Genomic DNA, 16262 nt, shown 5'->3' on the forward strand with positions numbered 1-16262 from the left:
CCAACAGAGGGCCGGAAGGAGGCCGGAAGGAGGCCGACAGCGGTCAGACCCTGCCGATCCTGCCGTCGGCGAAGGCCACCAGCGTCGCGCCGAAGTCGGCCGCCGTGCCGGGCAGCGCACTGTCGTCGAGCCCCGGCGCCGTCACCACCAGCGCCCCCCTGGCCACCGCCAGCGAGATCAGCGTCACCAGGTCGTGCGCACCGCAGGGCGGCCATGTCACCAGCAGCACGTCGGACTCGGTCAGCCTGAGCGACTCGTCGAGCGCCTCCATGGCCGCCAGCAGGTCCTCGTGCGTGCGGCGCTCGCCGGACACGGGCAGCAGCGCGACCTGAACGCCCGGCTCCACCACGGGCAGCGGCGCCGGATCGAGCAGCAGCAGGTCGGCGAAGTCCACCGTGTCGGTCGCCCGGCCGAACGAGATCACCTGACGCACCCGCGACTCGTTGGCCGCGTCGACCGACACCTGCGCGAACGGCCTGGTGGTGATGAGCGTGCGCGCCTGGCAGCTCGACAGCAGCGCCGCGAGCGTGTTCACGTCGCCGGTCGGGGTGAGCGGCACCGCCGTGCCACCGGCGGCGATCACGGTGTGCACGGCGAGCATCTGCGCCCACGTCACCTCGGCGTGCACGGCGACGATCTGCCCCGGCCGCGCCCCCCGCCTGATCAGACCCGACGCGGCCTTGGTCACCTCGGTGACGAGCTTGCGGTAGCCGTAGACGACTCCGGCCGTCAGGTCGATCAGGGCGGGCCTGTCGCCTCGCTCCCACGCCCGTCCGAAGACCTCGCTGAGTACAGTGCCGGCAGTCGTTCGCATGGGTTCGACGCTACGGCGGGCATGCGGGCCACAGCATGCGCCGATGTATGTATACCGATGTGTATTCATGGAGGGCTCCCTTGAATGTGGGCGGGCCCGAGCCCTGCGCGACTCGAGCCCGCGGCCGCGTGCCCCCGGCCGAGACCCCCACCCCTCCGAGGAGATCTGACCTGTGGGGCACGCGGCGTCCCCGACTGACCGACTGCGGGCGCTCGCTCCAGTTGGGTGTGCGCCCCCGAGGCACCGGGGGGCGGAGCTGGCGTCGCCGGTCGATCACAACCAGAACGTTAGGCTCGCGCCGCGCCGCCCACATGCACCGTGCTGTCCATTCGAGGGTGTATCCGCACCGAGGCGAAGATGTGTAGAGAGGTCGCTCAGTCGCCTCTGCGATCGACGATCCAGGTGGCCACCTGTGTACGAGATGAGTAGCCGAGCTTGGCCAGGATGTTGGCCACGTGCCTGGCGGCGGTGGCGGGGCTGATGACCAGCTCGTCGGCGATGCCCCTGTTGCTCAGGCCCCTGGCGATGAGCTCGGCTATCTCCTGCTCGCGCACGGTCAGCTCGCTCGCCGAGCCGACCGGGGCGGGGATGCGGCCCCTGCGTTCCTGCGCCTGCCGCACAGGGCCGGGGCTCGGCGATCCCGTCGCCTCGGCGATGGCGTGCTCCATGCCCATCGCCTGTCCCTCGGCCCACCACGCGGCCACCATGGGTCGGCCGAGCCTGGTCCTGGCGGGTTCGAGCAGCGCCTCCACCCTGGCGCCGAACCCGCCCGCGTGCCGGTCGGCCCGCAACGTCGCCGCCGCGCCGAGCACCCGTACGGCACGGCGTTCGTCGCCCTCCTTGGCCGACAGCAGGGCCAGGGCCTCGAGCCTCCTGGCGACCGACTGCCGCTGGCCGAGCTTCCTGGCCAGGCGCACGCTCATCTCCAGCTGGACCCTGGCCTCCTCCAGCTCGCCCAGGTCTGTCAGGCAGCGGCCGAGCCCGAACCTGCACCTGCTCAGCTCGGTCGTGGAGTCGAGATCCTCGAGCAGCGCGAGCGCCTCCTCGTAGTAGCGCCTGCCCTCGACGTAGTCGCCCTGCGAGCACGCCACCTGCGCCAGGCCGATCAACGGGATCGAGGTCGCCCAGCGGTTGCCGGTGCCCCTGCACACGGTCACCGACTCCTCCAGCAGCCGCCTGGCCTCACGCAGGCGGCCCTCGGCCCTGGTGAAGGAGCCCCAGACGGAGTACAGCGCGCCCTCCTGCCAGGTGTCTCCCGCCTCCCGCACCAGCTGCAGCGCCCGCTCGAACGAACGCGGATGGCTGGCGCGCCAGTCGGCGTCGAAGGCGCCCAGCAGCATGAGTGCCCTGGCCTGGCCGACCCTGTGCCCTTCGGCGACGAACACCTCGAGGGCGGCCCTGGCGTAGTCGCCGGTCGCACTCTCGTCCTGCCTGGCGCCGAGCTCGGCGCGTAACATCAGCGCGAGCGCCCTGGGCAGCCTGCCCGCGCCGTCGGCCGCGGCCAGCAGCTTGTCCAGCAGGATGAGCGCCTCGCTGTAGCGGCCGGTGGCGGTCAGCAGCCATCTGATCTCGTCGAGCAGCTGGATGCCCGCCGCGCTGTCGCCCGCGTCCAGGCTGTAGCGCACCGCCTCCCACAGCAGGGGGATCTGCTCCTCCATCGCGTGGAACTGGGTGCGCGCCACCTCCCACTCCCTGCTGGCGGGCGAGCGCAGTGTGCTCATCATCGTCGTCATGGCCCGCGTCACGTGGTCGCGCAGCCTGCGGCGCACCGCCTCGGTCTCGCCGTGCCTCATCAGCTGCTCGCGGGCGTAGGCGCGCACGGTCTCCAGCATCCGGTAGCACTCGCCGTCCCTGATGACCAGCGACTTCTCCACCAGCGTGGAGTGCAGGCCCATCACGTCGTCGGCTTCGAGGCCGCCGCCGGGGCACACCGCCTCGGCCGTCTCCAGCGTCCACGTCTGGCCGAGCACCACCAGCGACCTCAGCAGGGTCTGCTCGTCGGGCGCGAGCATCTGGTAGCTCCAGTCGACGGCCGCGCGCAACGTCTGGTGCCTGGGCGGCGCCGTACGGTCGCCCTGGGTGAGGAGTCTGAATCTGTCGTCGAGCCTGCCGAGGATCTGGCGCACCGACAGGGCCCTGGTCATCGCGGCCGCGAGCTCGATGGCCAGGGGCATGCCGTCGAGCGTGCGGCACAGGCGGCGTACCTCGGCCACGTTGTCTGAGGTGAGGACGAAGCCGGGCGAGGCCGCCGAGGCCCTGTCCGCGAACAGGCGCACCGCCTCGTCGTCGGCCGAGAGCGGCGGCACCCGCCAGACCACCTCGCCGGGCACGCGCAAGGGCTCCCTGCTCGTCGTCATGAGGTGCAGCCCGGGACACTCGGCGAGGAAGCGGCCCGCCAGCCGCGCGCACTCGTCGACGAGGAGCTCGCAGTTGTCGAACAGCAGCAGCGCCGTCCACTCGCGCAGCGCCTCGACGAGCGAGCCTTCGGGTTCGATGCCGAGCGTCGCGGCGATGCGCGGCTCGATCTGGTGCGGCTGGGTCAGGTCGGCCAGCTCGACCAGCCAGATGCCGCCGGAGAAGACGGGTGCGAGCAGCCTGGCCACATTGACCGACAGCCTGCTCTTGCCGATGCCGCCGGTGCCGCAGAGCGAGACCAGCCGTCCCGACTGGGCCAGCTGCAGCAGCTCGTCGATGTCGTCCTCACGGCCGACGAAGGTGTTCGGCTCGTGCGGCAGGTTCTGGATCGTCATCACGCCCCGGGGGAATCGGAGGGCCGACCGTCACCGAAAGTGTGACACCGACTACCAATCCATGCCCAGAAGATGGGGGATGGCAAACTGTCGGTGGCCGCGCTCACACTGCAGTCATGGCGCTCCCCCCTGAGAACGAGGGTCCCCCTGAGAACGAGGAGGAGTCTCTCGACCTCGGCGAGATCTCCGTGTCCAACTGGCACGCCCATGACGACGAGCTGGCCGAGGCCGGGTTCCTGACCATCGCCAGGCGGCTGCCCGCGCTGGTGGGCAGGGCGATGGCGCTGGCCTGGCGGGCCAGTCCGCGCGACACCGCGGCGACCATGGCGTTCAACCTGCTCGGCGGTGTCTGCACCGCCTTCGGCCTGCTGGCCACGACTGGCGTGCTGGAGGCGCTGTTCGCCCAGGGGCCGACGCTCGCGCGGGTGCAGGCGGCGCTGCCCAGTCTGGCGCTGGTCGCGGGCGCGGCGATCCTGCGCACGTGTGTGCAGGCCGTGGCCGGCTGGGCCCAGTCCAGGCTCGATCCGCAGGTCAGCAGGCTGACCGAGCAGCAGCTCTACAGTGTGACCAGCCGGGTGGAGCTGGTCGCCTTCGACGATCCCGACTTCCACGACGGGCTGCAGCGGGCCAGGGCCAGGGGCGTGGCGATGGCCGACGCCGTGGTCGCCACCGCGATCGACGTGGTCAGCGGGCTGGTCGGCCTGCTGGCCGTGGCCGGGGTGCTCGGCGTGCTGCATCCGGTGCTGCTGCCGCTGCTCGTGCTGGCCGTGGTGCCCGACGCGTGGGCCGCCGTGCGCTCGGCCCGCATGCGCTACACCACCGCCTACGCGCTGATCCCCGCAGCCCGGCGTAAGTGGATCATCGCCGAACTGCTGGCCGACCGCAGGCCCGCGGCCGAGGTGCGCTCGTTCACGATGCGCTCGTTCCTGCTGCGGATGTACGACGCGGTGGCCAAGGCCGAGCAGGAGGTGCTGCTGCGCCTGGCCAGACGGCAGACGGTGGCCAGGCTGGTCGGCGAGGCGCTCGGCGGGATCGGCACGGCGCTGGTCTATGCGGCGCTCGGGCTGCTGCTGGCGTTCGGCGCGCTGGCGCTGGCGGTGGCGGGCACGGCGGTCCTGGCCATCAGGCAGGGGCAGTCGTCGCTGGCCAACCTCATGTACGCCACCAACCGGCTGTACGAAGAAGGGCTGTACTTCACCGACTTCCTGTCCTTCTGCGCCGATGCCGAGGCCCGGCTGATCCGCGATCCCAGGGACCCGGCGCCCGCCTCGTTCGGCGCGATCGCCGCCACCGGCGTGTCCTTCACCTACCCGGGCGCCGACCAGCCCGCCCTGCGCGGCGTCGACGTGCGTGTGCGGCGGGGCGAGGTCGTCGCGTTCGTCGGCGAGAACGGCTCGGGCAAGACCACGCTCGCCAAGATCCTCGCCGGGCTCTACCAGCCGGACGGCGGCTCGGTGCACTGGGACGACGTCGACCTCGCGGGCGTCGACCCCGAGCAGTTGCGCCGCGCCACCGCGGTCATCGCCCAGGACCACACCCGCTGGCCGCTCACCGCCAGGTACAACATCACGATGGGCACCGGCAAGGGCCAGGAGGCGCTGGAGGCCGCCGCACGCGTGGCGGGCGCGGACGAGGTGATCGCCGAGCTGGCCCAGGGCTACCGCACGCTGCTCGACCGGCGTTTCAAGGACGGCCACGAGCTGAGCGGCGGCCAGTGGCAGCGCATCGCCGTGGCCAGGGGCTTCCACCGCGACGCCGCCCTGCTCATCTGCGACGAGCCGACGGCCGCGCTCGACGCCCGCGCCGAGCACGCCCTGTTCGAGCGGATCCGCTCGCATGCCGACGGGCGCACGGTGCTGCTCATCACCCATCGCCTGGCCAGTGTGCGTTACGCCGACCGCATCTACGTGCTCGACCACGGCAAGGTGACCGAGGAGGGCACGCACGAGGAGCTGATGCGCGTCGACGGCCTCTACGCCGAGCTCTACACCCTTCAAGCCTCGGCCTACCGCTGAGCTACTCCAGCACGGCGCGCATGATCTCCCTGGCCACGGGGGCCGCGACGTCCCCGCCGAACCCGGCGCGCTCCACCAGCACGCCCACCGCGACCTGGGGCGACTCGGCGGGTGCGAAGGCGGTGAACACGGCGTGGTCCTGCGCGCCCGAGACGTTCTCGGCCGTGCCGGTCTTGGCCGCGACCTCGACGCCGGGTATGGCCGCTGCCGTACCCGTGCCTCCTGGCCTGGTGACGGTGACCATCATGGCGGTGAGCTGGTCGGAGGCCGCGACGCTCATCGTGGCGCGGTACTCCGAAGGCTCGGCCCTGGCGATCACCGAACCGTCGGGCAGCCGGACGTCCTCCACCAGGTACGGGCGCATGAGCGAACCGCCGTTGGCCACGGCCGCCGACATCATCGCGATGGCCAGCGGGGTGGCCCTGTCGTCGAACTGGCCGATCGCCGACATCGCCGTCTGGGCCTCGTCCATGCTGGTCGGGTAGACGCTCCTGGCCACGGGCAGCGGCACCTTCAGCTCGTCGTCGTTGAAGCCGAAGCCTTCGGCCTGCTCGCGCAGCGCCCGCTGGCCGAGGTCGAGGCCCATGGTCGCGAAGGTGGTGTTGCACGAGATCTGGAAGGCGTAGGCGAGCGGCGGCCTGCCGTCGCCGCAGGAGTGGCCGCCGGAGTTGCGGAGATAGGTCTGGGTGCCGGGCAGCCGGAGCGCGTCGGGCGAGTCCACCTCGGTCGAGGAGGTGTAGTCGCCCGAGGACAGCCCGGCGGCCGTCGTAATGATCTTGAATGTCGAGCCGGGCGGATAGTTCTGCCGCAGGGCCCGGTTGAGCAGCGGCTGCGCCGGGTCCTTCTGCAGGGCGGCGTCCCGCTTCGCCAGCTCGGCGCTGTCGAACGTCGCGTAGAGGCCGGGGTCGAAGGAGGGATAGGAGACCAGCGCGAGGATGGCGCCCGTGGCGGGGCTGATCGCCACGGCGGCGCCCTTCCTGCCGGTCCTGCGCAGGGCCTCGTAGGCGGCGCGCTGGGCCTTGACGTCGATGGTGAGCCTGACGTTGGCCCCGCCGACCGTGCCGTCCTCGACCAGGGAGCGCACCCTGACCTTGGGGTCGGCCCCCGAGAGCTCGGCGTCCTGCGCCTGCTCGATGCCGGTGGCGTTGTAGAGCGAGAGGTAGCCGGTGACGGCCGCGTAGACCGGGCCGCCGGGGTACTCACGGCGATAGGCGTAGGGCCCCGTGGTCCTGCGGCTCCTGGCCAGGACGGTGCCGTCCTCGGCGAGGATCGTGCCGCGCTGGTGGTCGAACCTGGCGATCAGCGTGCGCTGGTTGCGCGGGTCGGCATTGAGCGCGGAGGCGTCGAACCCTTGGATGTAGGTGATGTTGGCCAGGAGTGCGAACAACATCGCGGCGCCCATGAGCGCCACGCGGCGGAGGGGGATGTTGATCCGTTTCGCCCTGGGTCCTGCCATGGCCCCTGGTCTAACAGCCCGGCGGGAAAGGGACGGGCAAGCCTAGGTCACACTGCGGTAGTAGGCGATCTTCATATGGATGTAGCGCTGCCTGGCGCGCAGGTTGGCCACCTGGGCCTCCACCCGCCGGTCGTGCTCCTCCAGCAGCTCGATCCGGTCGCCGACCGTGTGGTCCCCGGCCCGGACGAGCTCGGCGAAACGCAGCATTCCGGCGATCGGCATCCCGGTGTCGCGCAGGCAGCGCAGCATGCCGAGCCAGCCCACGTCGCCCTCGCTGAAACGCCGCTGACCTGCCGCGTTGCGCTCGACCGGCTCCAGCAGGCCGATGCGCTCGTAGTAGCGCAGGGTGTCGATGCTGAACCCGGTCTCCTCGACCACCTCGGCCGGTGTGTAGACGCTCACGCCTCGATTGTCCCCCCTGGAGTGGACTCCAGGTCAATGCCTTGACCTGGAGTCCACTCCAGCACCGAACCTCGGGGTGTGAACATCGCACTGGGCACCATTCTTTTCGGCACCGTCGTCTCCCAACCCGAGGTCGACGCCATCCTCGACCGTTTCGTCGACGCGGGCGGCACCCGTATCGACACGGCCAACAACTATCCGTTCTGGCGTGATGGCTGCGACGGCAGCGAGAGCGAGCTGGCGATCGGCGCGTGGCTCGCCGCCAGGAACGTACGCGACCGGGTCGTGATCAGCACCAAGGTCGGCGCCAGGCCCACGGTGCCGGACGCCAGGACGCTGGAGTTCTCCGAAGGCCTGTCCCGACCGGTGATCGAGAAGGCTGCGCAGGACAGTCTTCAGAGATTGCGGTCCGACTACATCGATGTGTATTGGGCGCACATTGAGGACCGTTCCGTCCCTCTTGAGGAGACTGTGGAGGCATTTGACGACCTGCTGCAGACCGAAACCATCCGCGCGGGCGGCGCCAGCAACTGGCCGGCCTGGCGCATCGAACAGGCCCGTGCGATCAGGGTGGCCCACCCGGTCTTCAGCCATGTGCAGCTGCGCCACTCCTACATTCGGCCGAGGCCGGGCGCCGCGCTGCCCGAGGGCGCGCACAAGCAGGTCTCGCCCGAGATGCTCGACTACACGCACGCCAACGGCCTGACGCTGTGGGCCTACAGCACGCTGCTGTCGGGCGCCTACACCGGCAGGGCCGACCGGCCGGTGCCCGAGGCCTACGACCACGCGGGCACGACCGCACGGCTGCGCGTGCTGGGCGAGGTGTCCAGGGAGCTCGGCGTGACGCGCAACCAGGTCGTCCTGGCCTGGCTGCTGCGCCAGGACATCGTGCCGATCGTCGGCGTGAGCTCGTCGGCCCAGCTGGAGGAGGCCATCGGCGCGACCGAGATCGTGCTGGACGCCGAGCTCGCCGCACGTCTGGACGAGCCCGCCTGACTCCGCCCTACGGCAGGTGGTCGGCCAGGTAGCGGCGTACCAGGAGCTTGCACTCGGCGATCAGGTCGGGGTCTCCCTCGGGCGAGGCCCTGAAGGCCAGCTTGAGCACCGCGTCCGTCGCCTCGACCGCGACCAGCAGCGCCCGGTCGAGTCCCGTGCCCTTCGGCGCGCCGAGCAGGTCGATGGTGAGGGCCCGCAACCGGTCGGCCACGATCACATTGTTCTCCAGGGCGGCGTCGAGCATGCGCTCGGTGCCCTCGATCGCGGGGCCGCCCGGCGTGGGCAGCACCTCGCCGAAGTCGACGACCGCGAATCCGGCCCTGGTGCGTTTCATGTGCACGAACTCGTCGATGGCCAGATCGATGAGGTCGGTCCAGTGCTCCAGGTGGGCCTGCGCGATGCGCTCGGTGACACTGGCGACGAACGCCTCCAGATTGCGCAGCGCCAGCGCGCGCACCAGTCCCTGCTTGTCGGGGAAGAACTGGTAGAAGGTGCCGATCGGCACCTCGGCACGGCGCGCGACCTCTTTGGTGGTCAGCGCGTCGTATCCGACCTCGTCGAGCAGGCGCGCGCACTCGTCGAGCATCCGCTCGACCCGCTCCACGCTGCGGCGCTGGGCTGGGCGACGGCGCAGGGTACTCGTCATGACTCCATCCTGGCCTATCCGCACCCCCATGTGGTTAACATGAGCCCAACTCGCATCGAGGAGGCCAGACATGTTCCTGTGGGGTACGGCTACCGCCGCGTACCAGATCGAAGGCGCCGTCTCAGCAGGAGGCAGAGGCGTCTCGATCTGGGACACCTTCAGCCACGAGCCCGGCCGTACCCGCGACGGCCACACCGGCGACGTGGCCTGCGACCACTACAACCGGTGGCAGGAGGACGTCGAGTTGATGAGCGGGCTCGGCGTCAACGCCTACCGCTTCTCGATCGCCTGGCCGCGCGTCCAGCCCACCGGCAAGGGCCCGGCCGGCACGGAGGGCCTCGACTTCTACGACCGTCTCGTCGACTCGCTGCTCGCCCGCGACATCATTCCGGCCGCCACGCTCTTCCACTGGGACCTGCCGCAGGCCCTGCAGGACGAGGGCGGCTGGGGCGTCCGGGAGACCGCCTACCGCTTCGCCGACTACGCGTCCCTGGTCGGCGAGCGGCTCGGCGACCGCGTGCCGATGTGGATCACGCTGAACGAGCCGTTCGTACACATGGCGTTCGGCCATGCGATGGGCATGCACGCGCCCGGCCTCGCCCTCATGCTCGACGCCCTGCCCGTGGCCCACCACCTGCTGCTCGGCCACGGCCTGGCCACCGCCGCCCTGCGCGCGACCGGACCGGGGAAGGTGCTGATCACCAACAACTGCACACCGGTACGGGCGGCGTCCGGCTCACCCGGCGACACGGCGGCGGCCGACGCCTACGACATCCTGCACAACCGCCTGTTCAACGACCCGGTGCTGCTCGGCCGCTATCCCTCGCTCGACGCGTTCGGCGCCGACCTCGGACCGGTCGTGCGCGAAGGCGATCTGGCCGCCATCCACACGCCTCTGGACGGCATCGGCATCAACTACTACAACCCCACGCGCATCGCCGCCCCCACCGCACCCGGCCTGCCCTTCACCGACGTCGGCGTGCCCGGCCACCCCACCACGGCCTTCGGCTGGCCGATCGTCCCCGACGGCCTGCGCGAACTGCTGACCGGCCTGAGCAGCAGGTACGGCGCCGCACTGCCGCCCGTCTACATCACCGAGAACGGCTGCTCGGCCCCGGACGACCTCTCCCCCGACGGCACCGTGCACGACGACGACCGCATCGCCTACCTCGACGGGCACATCGAGGCCATGCGGGCCGCCATGGCCCAGGGGGTGGACGTCAGGGGCTACTTCGTGTGGTCGCTGCTGGACAACTTCGAGTGGGCCGAGGGCTACCACCAGCGTTTCGGCCTGGTCCATGTCGACTTCGAGACGCAGAGGCGCACCCCCAAGGCCTCCTACCACTGGCTCAGGGACCGGCTGGCGGCCCTGCGGGACTAGGAGGCGGCCGGGATGACCGCCGCCGTGACGACCGACTCCAGTCGCCATCCCAGCGACTCGTACAGCGCCCTGCCCTCGGGCGAGGCGACCAGCACACCGGTGTCGGCCCCCGCGCCGAGCGCCCTGGCCGCGACCGTGGTCATGACGAGGCTGCCCAGACCCCGGCGGCGGTGCGCGGTCGCGGTCTCGACCTGGTCGACGACGGCGTAGCGGCCGGTCACCGAGACCCGGCCGCGTGCCGCGCGCTCGCCGTTGTCGTGGCGCGCCTCGACGGCGATGCCGCCCTCGTCCTCCTCGACCAGCACGCGGTAGCCGGACGGCGGGGCGACCCGGGCGGCCTCGCCGAGCGCGACCGTCATCAGGTACTCCGGCTCGCCGATCGTCCACCGCCCCGGCAGCACGGCGGCCACGTCGCCGGGCTCGGCGCAGATCTTCAGCCAGGTGCCCGGCTCGGTGAGCCCATCGACCAGGTCGAGCAGCTCGGCCCGGTCCAGGCGTGGCAGGACGTGCCTGACCAGATGCCCCGGCCTGCCCACGGTGATGCGGTAGCCGTAGGGCAGGGCGACGGGCGCGTCGGTCGCACGGGAGAGCGTCCAGCCGGACACCCACGCCTCGACGATCTCCGTACGCGCTCCCACCTTGGTGTCGAGCATGAGCCATTCCCCCTATGGCAGTGCGGATCATCAGACGTCCGGCCAGGCGAGCAGGAGTCTTAGATGCCAACACTCCTTACCTTATTGCACGCACTTCGCAACAAAGAAGTGCATTTCTCAGTTGGTGACCGTGGTCAGGAGGACGGCCGTGTCCTCGATGGCGCGAAGGGCGTGCCGCTCGTGCGGGATCGCGATGACCTGGCCCACGGTCAGCAGGTACTCCTCCGACTGGCCGATGAGCGTCACCAGACCGCTGAGCACCTGCAGCGAGGCGGCGGGCGGCGCGTCGTGCTCGGCCAGCTCAGTCCCCGCCGTCAGGGCGATCACCGCCTGACGCAGGCGTCCGTCCTGGAGAAAGGTGTGCGCGCTACGGCCGTGCGCGGAGTCGCGTGCGGCCTGGAGGTGCTCCCCGGCCAGCTTGATCAGGTCTTCCATGCCGGGATACCTACCCAAATCCCATCATGACCTTCTCGCTAGTTGCGCACCGCCGCCCGGTCCGTAGCGTCCCGAACAGTGATCCCGCGCCGCGAGAAAGGCTCCCATGAGCGACGAACAGGTACGGCACGTCTTCGAGGTGGTCGACTCCTTCGACCTCGACGCGTTCGTGGCACTGCTGGCCGACGACACCACGCTGACCTTCGGCAACGCCGAACCCCTGAAGGGCCACCAGGCCGTCACCGAAGGCCTGGGCGCCTTCTTCGCCACCATCGCGGGCCTGAGCCACAGGGTCGTCAGGTCCTGGCGCGTGGAGTCCGACACGATCGCCGAGACCGAGGTCACCTACGAACGCCTGGACGGCACCCACGTCACGGTCGTCGCCGTCTCGCTCTGGCACACCCGCCCGGACGGCCTCCTGAGCGACTACCGCATCTACGTGGACCTGGGACCGCTGTACCAGACCTGATCAGAACACCGAGATGTGCACGTGGTCGTAGTGGTTGGCCGTGACGCCGCCGCGGTCGGACATCATGCGCCAGCCTGCGCCCGAGCGGACGTCGTAGTAACGCTGCTGCCAGATGAGATACATGATGCCGAGGCGGGGCCCGTTGGCGATGGCCCAGGCGGCGATGGCGTCGCCTCGGTCCTTCTGGTCGGCGGACGGCATCGTGCCTGCGCTGATCATGAAGTCGCAGGCCCTGCCCTTGCCGTGTTCGCCGGGGTCGCCCGGACGCAGGCAGCCGACGCTGCTGACGGGGAAGTTGCGCTGGATCTCGTCGCGCACGCTCACCATGCGCTGGGTCAGGCCGGCCGGACTGCCCGGCCGCTGGAAGCCGTACTTGGCGAGCAGTTTCTCGATGTCGCGGCGCTTGCCCTGCATGGCCTTGATGTCGCGCTTGAGGTCGTCGATCTTGGCGTCGGCGGCCTTCTTGGCCTTCTTGGCCTCAACGACCAGGTCCTTGATCCGGTTGAGCCGGTTGGCGCGCTCCTGGGCGAGGTAGAGCAGGTTGGCGGCGCGGCCGAGCGCCTGGGCCGGATCGCCGGTCAGCGACAACATCTGGGTGCCGTCGACCTGGCCGCCCATGTAGGCGGTCTGCGCGATCTGGGCGACGTCGCGTTCGGCCGAGGCGAGCATGGCCTTGAGCCGGTCGGCGCGCTCGGTGGCCTTCTTGGCCTTGACCCGGGTGTCCTCAAGGCTCTGCACCTCGCCCCGGTAGTCCTTGTTGAGCTTGGCGGCCTGTTTGGTGAGTTTGCGCAACTCCGCCTGGGTGTCCGGATCGGCCGAGGCGACATGCGGCAGCGGCACGGCCAGCAGCGCGGACAGGACGAAGGCCAGCACGGCGAACCGCCCTGATCTCACGCTCGTCCTCCCCTGGTAGTCGGAGCGACTATAGAAGATGATCTTGGTCGCTGCCACCTGAACGAGCGAACTGACGCACCTTTGGCGAAGTATCTACCACTTTGTCTATCAGTTGGCCAAAATTTGGGCCTTGTTGAGATCACCACATCAGGCCAGATTTCGAGCAACCCGTCTCTGCGAAGGGGCAGATCACGTGTCACGACCTTTAGCCCTAGTCACGGCCGTCATCCTCGGCCTAGGCACCACCCTGGTCGCCGCTGAGGCATACGCCTCGCAAGACCCGTTACCCGTGGCCGACCGGGCCGAGCTCTACCAGCTCGACAGCCCGCTCGGCACCGGTGAGACCCTCGTCGAAAAAGGCTTCGACGTGGTCCAGAAACAGGTCACAGGTGGCAAGGAGCACATCGAGTTCACCGCCGTACAGCGTGACCTCGACCAACTCGCCAAGCTCGGCCACAAGCCGACCCCCGTGCGCAACCCCCAGGGGCAGACCCAGCAGGAGGCGGCCAAGGCCATGGCCGCCGGCGGCTACACGGTGTGGAAGTCATACTCCGAGCCGGGCGGCATCGCCGACCAGCTCAGAAGCATCGCCAACGCCAACAAGGACATCGTCAAGCTGCAGTCGATCGGCAAGACGCTCAGAGGCAAGGACATCCTCGCGGTCAAGGTGACCAAGAACGCGAGGAACGTGTCCGACGGCGCCAGGCCCGCGGTGTTCTACTCCGCGACCCAGCACGCCCGCGAGTGGATCGCCACCGAGGTCGACCTGCGCCTGCTGAAGTACGTCGTGGCCAACAAGGGCACGCTGAGCAGCCTGCTCGGCTCGACCGAACTGTGGTTCGTACCCGTCGCCAACCCCGACGGCTACGACTTCACCTTCACCGAGGGCAACCGCCTGTGGCGCAAGAACCTGCGCGACAACAACGGTGACGGCGTCATCACCAACGGCGACGGCGTCGACCCCAACCGCAACTTCCCGACGAACTTCCACTACGACGAGGAAGGCTCGTCGAGCATCCCGAGCAGCGAGACCTTCCGGGGTTCGGGCCCGGCCAGCGAGCCCGAGACCAAGGCCATGGACGGGCTGCTCAAGCGAATCAGGTTCAAGCTGCAGGTGAACTACCACTCCTTCGGCGCGCTGCTGCTCTACCCGGCGGGCTGGCAGGTCCAGACCAGGACCGCCGACGACCCGATCTACGAGGCCCTGTCCGGCAACGACGCCAATCCGGCGATCCCCGGCTTCGACCCCGACCTCGGCGCCGAGCTCTACACCACCAACGGTGACACCAACGACCGCGCGCACGCCGCGTACGGCACGCTGTCGTGGACGCCCGAGCTCGAAGAGGGCTGCGACGGCTGCGGCTTCGTCTTCCCCGACGACGAGGCCCTGGTGCAGGCGCAGTTCGAGAAGAACCTGCCGTTCGCACTCGACGTCGCCAAGTCCGCGGTCAACCCGGCCGAACCGGTCAACCACCTGGGCAACACCACGCCCGACTTCGTGGTCGACGCCTTCGACACCAGCCACGGCCGGACGCAGGAGGTCGCGGTCAACGCCAAGCGCAAGCTCGGCCCGGTCGTCGTGCAGTACAAGGTCAACAACGGCCCGACCAGGACCGCGACGACCAGCGAGTGGCGTGGCGGCGAGAGGTACGGCGACGGCTACGACACCTACTACCACCGCCTGCGCGGCAAGATCACCGGCACCAAGCCGGGCGACAGCGTCAAGGTGTGGTTCAGGTCGCTGCTGAAGAAGAGCTCGGAGTTCACCTACAAGGTGGCCACCGACATCGGCGGCAAGGTGCTCGTCCTCGCGGCCGAGGACGTCACCGGCCTGAGCCCGGTCCAGGGCGTCACCGAGGCCAAGTACGCCGACGAGTACGCCACCGCGCTCACCCAGGCCGGCTACTCCTCCGACGTCTACGACGTCGACAAGGCCGGGCGCAAGGCGCCGCACCCGCTGGGCGTGCTCAGCCACTACAAGGCGGTCGTCTGGGAGACGGGCGACGACATCCTGCCGCGCTCGGTCGGCCAGGTCGGCGGCACGCACTCGCGGGTGGGCGTCGAGACCGAACTCGCCGTGCGCGACTACCTGAACGAGGGCGGCAAGCTGCTCTACGCCGGGAAGTTCGCCGGATACGGGCAGAACATCAACGGCTCCTACTTCTACGAGCCGGACCCCGCCCAGGGCGAGTGCACGCTGCCGCAGGAGCCCGACTGTCTGCCGGTGTTCAACGACTTCCAGCAGTACTGGCTCGGCGCCTACGTCTACTTCGACGACGCGGGCACCAACCACGACACCGGCGTGCCCTACGCGCTCAAGGGCGCCGACAAGCCGTTCACCGGGTTCAACGCCACGCTCAACGGCGGCGACTCGGCCAACAACCAGGACCACACCAACTCCTACGTCGCCACCTCGGCGATCCTGCCGAAGGCCACGTTCCCGCAGTTCGCCAGCTCCGCCCCGCTCAAGTGGGACAGGCCCGGCGCTCCCTTCGACCCGCACACCGGCGCCTGGGACGTCTACAGCGGCATCGCCGACGTCTCCTGGAAGCGCCTGACCAAGACCATCGACCTGACCGGAAAGTCGTCCGGCGACCTGTCGTTCTGGGCCTCGCACGACACCGAGCAGGACTGGGACTTCTTCACCGTCGAGGCGCACACGGAGGGCCAGGACGACTGGACCACCCTGCCCGACGCCAACGGCCACTCCAGCCAGAGCACCGGTTCCAGCTGCGCCCCGCCGAGCGGCGGCGCGGGATGGCGCACGATCCACCCCTTCACCGCGCGCTACCAGGGCCAGGACTGCTCCCCCACGGGCACCAGCGGCGCCTGGAACGCCTCGTCGGGCAACTCGGCGGGCTGGCAGCAGTGGAAGGTCGACCTGACGCCCTACGCGGGCAAGAAGGTCGTGGTGTCGCTCAGCTACATCAGCGACTGGGGCAGCCAGGGCGCCGGTGTGTTCCTCGACGACTTCAAGGTCACGCTGAACGGCGCGACGAGCGAGGAGACCTCGTTCGAGAGCGACCTGTCCGGCTGGACCGTGGGCCCGCCCCCGGAGGGCTCGTCGCCGTCGATCAACAACTGGTTCCGCACCGACCAGGTCTTCGAGGAGGGCGGCGGCGTCGTCACGCGCGACACCGTCTACCTCGGCTTCGGCCTGGAAGGCGTGACCTCGCAGGCCCAGCGCACCGACCTGGTCAAGAGGTCGCTGAAGCACCTGCTCGGCCACTAGCACCACCCGCTTGACCAAGGGGGGTACGGCAGGCGACTGCCGTACCCCCCTTGCGCTGTCCGGACCGAACATGGTTCTGTCGAGCTCTGGACACGGCGACGCCGTCGGTCGAGACTGGG

At 70.0% G+C, this 16262-nt stretch carries 13 protein-coding genes; 5 read left to right on the forward strand and 8 right to left on the reverse strand.

Annotation, left to right across the window (positions count from 1 at the left end):
- Positions 1-43: 43 nt before the first annotated feature.
- On the reverse strand, positions 44-814 hold the full coding sequence (locus ACTWNK_RS36060; protein WP_474309393.1) for an AMP-binding protein: 771 nt from the start codon (positions 812-814) through the stop codon (positions 44-46).
- A 374-nt stretch (positions 815-1188) separates the two neighbouring features.
- The gene (locus tag ACTWNK_RS36065; RefSeq protein ID WP_474309394.1) at positions 1189-3564 is read right to left on the reverse strand and encodes an ATP-binding protein; all 2376 of its coding nucleotides are present in this window, start codon (positions 3562-3564) and stop codon (positions 1189-1191) included.
- 116 nt (positions 3565-3680) lie between these two features.
- On the opposite strand from ACTWNK_RS36065, the gene ACTWNK_RS36070 reads away from it, so the two are divergent.
- Positions 3681-5579, forward strand: a complete 1899-nt coding sequence (locus ACTWNK_RS36070; RefSeq protein ID WP_474309395.1) for an ABC transporter ATP-binding protein — start codon at positions 3681-3683, stop codon at positions 5577-5579.
- Between the two features lies 1 nt (position 5580).
- Here the strand turns inward: ACTWNK_RS36070 and ACTWNK_RS36075 are convergent, their stop codons facing one another.
- Positions 5581-7035 (reverse strand): peptidoglycan D,D-transpeptidase FtsI family protein, encoded by a 1455-nt coding sequence (locus ACTWNK_RS36075; protein ID WP_474309396.1) that lies wholly within the window; start codon positions 7033-7035, stop codon positions 5581-5583.
- 42 nt (positions 7036-7077) lie between these two features.
- On the reverse strand, positions 7078-7437 hold the full coding sequence (locus ACTWNK_RS36080) for a MerR family transcriptional regulator (RefSeq protein ID WP_474309397.1): 360 nt from the start codon (positions 7435-7437) through the stop codon (positions 7078-7080).
- A gap of 78 nt (positions 7438-7515) precedes the next feature.
- Here ACTWNK_RS36080 and ACTWNK_RS36085 point away from each other — a divergent pair, with 78 nt between their 5' ends.
- Positions 7516-8433 (forward strand): aldo/keto reductase, encoded by a 918-nt coding sequence (locus ACTWNK_RS36085; protein ID WP_474309398.1) that lies wholly within the window; start codon positions 7516-7518, stop codon positions 8431-8433.
- A gap of 7 nt (positions 8434-8440) precedes the next feature.
- On the opposite strand, the gene ACTWNK_RS36090 is transcribed toward ACTWNK_RS36085, so the two are convergent.
- A complete protein-coding gene (locus ACTWNK_RS36090) occupies positions 8441-9079 on the reverse strand; it encodes a TetR/AcrR family transcriptional regulator (protein ID WP_474309399.1) in 639 nt (212 codons plus the stop codon).
- A 70-nt stretch (positions 9080-9149) separates the two neighbouring features.
- Here ACTWNK_RS36090 and ACTWNK_RS36095 point away from each other — a divergent pair, with 70 nt between their 5' ends.
- Complete coding sequence (locus ACTWNK_RS36095; RefSeq protein WP_474309400.1) at positions 9150-10460, forward strand: GH1 family beta-glucosidase; 1311 nt, start codon at positions 9150-9152, stop codon at positions 10458-10460.
- On the opposite strand, the gene ACTWNK_RS36100 is transcribed toward ACTWNK_RS36095, so the two are convergent.
- Together ACTWNK_RS36100 and ACTWNK_RS36105 are read right to left on the reverse strand one after the other, a co-directional pair.
- A complete protein-coding gene (locus ACTWNK_RS36100) occupies positions 10457-11113 on the reverse strand; it encodes a GNAT family N-acetyltransferase (protein WP_474309401.1) in 657 nt (218 codons plus the stop codon). The two genes, ACTWNK_RS36095 and ACTWNK_RS36100, sit on opposite strands and share 4 nt — an antisense overlap.
- Positions 11114-11230: 117 nt before the next feature.
- Entirely contained in the window at positions 11231-11548 is a 318-nt protein-coding gene (locus ACTWNK_RS36105) for a cupin domain-containing protein (protein WP_474309402.1), read from the reverse strand.
- Positions 11549-11654: 106 nt separating this feature from the next.
- Between ACTWNK_RS36105 and ACTWNK_RS36110 the strand changes: the two genes are divergently transcribed.
- Positions 11655-12017 (forward strand): nuclear transport factor 2 family protein, encoded by a 363-nt coding sequence (locus ACTWNK_RS36110; protein ID WP_474309403.1) that lies wholly within the window; start codon positions 11655-11657, stop codon positions 12015-12017.
- Here the strand turns inward: ACTWNK_RS36110 and ACTWNK_RS36115 are convergent, their stop codons facing one another.
- The gene (locus ACTWNK_RS36115) at positions 12018-12911 is read right to left on the reverse strand and encodes a coiled-coil domain-containing protein (RefSeq protein WP_474309404.1); all 894 of its coding nucleotides are present in this window, start codon (positions 12909-12911) and stop codon (positions 12018-12020) included. It abuts the gene before it with no gap.
- Positions 12912-13104: 193 nt separating this feature from the next.
- On the opposite strand from ACTWNK_RS36115, the gene ACTWNK_RS36120 reads away from it, so the two are divergent.
- The gene (locus ACTWNK_RS36120; RefSeq protein ID WP_474309405.1) at positions 13105-16143 is read left to right on the forward strand and encodes a M14 family metallopeptidase; all 3039 of its coding nucleotides are present in this window, start codon (positions 13105-13107) and stop codon (positions 16141-16143) included.
- Positions 16144-16262: the final 119 nt, after the last annotated feature.

The sequence above is a fragment of the Nonomuraea sp. IBHARD001 genome, assembly GCF_056106265.1.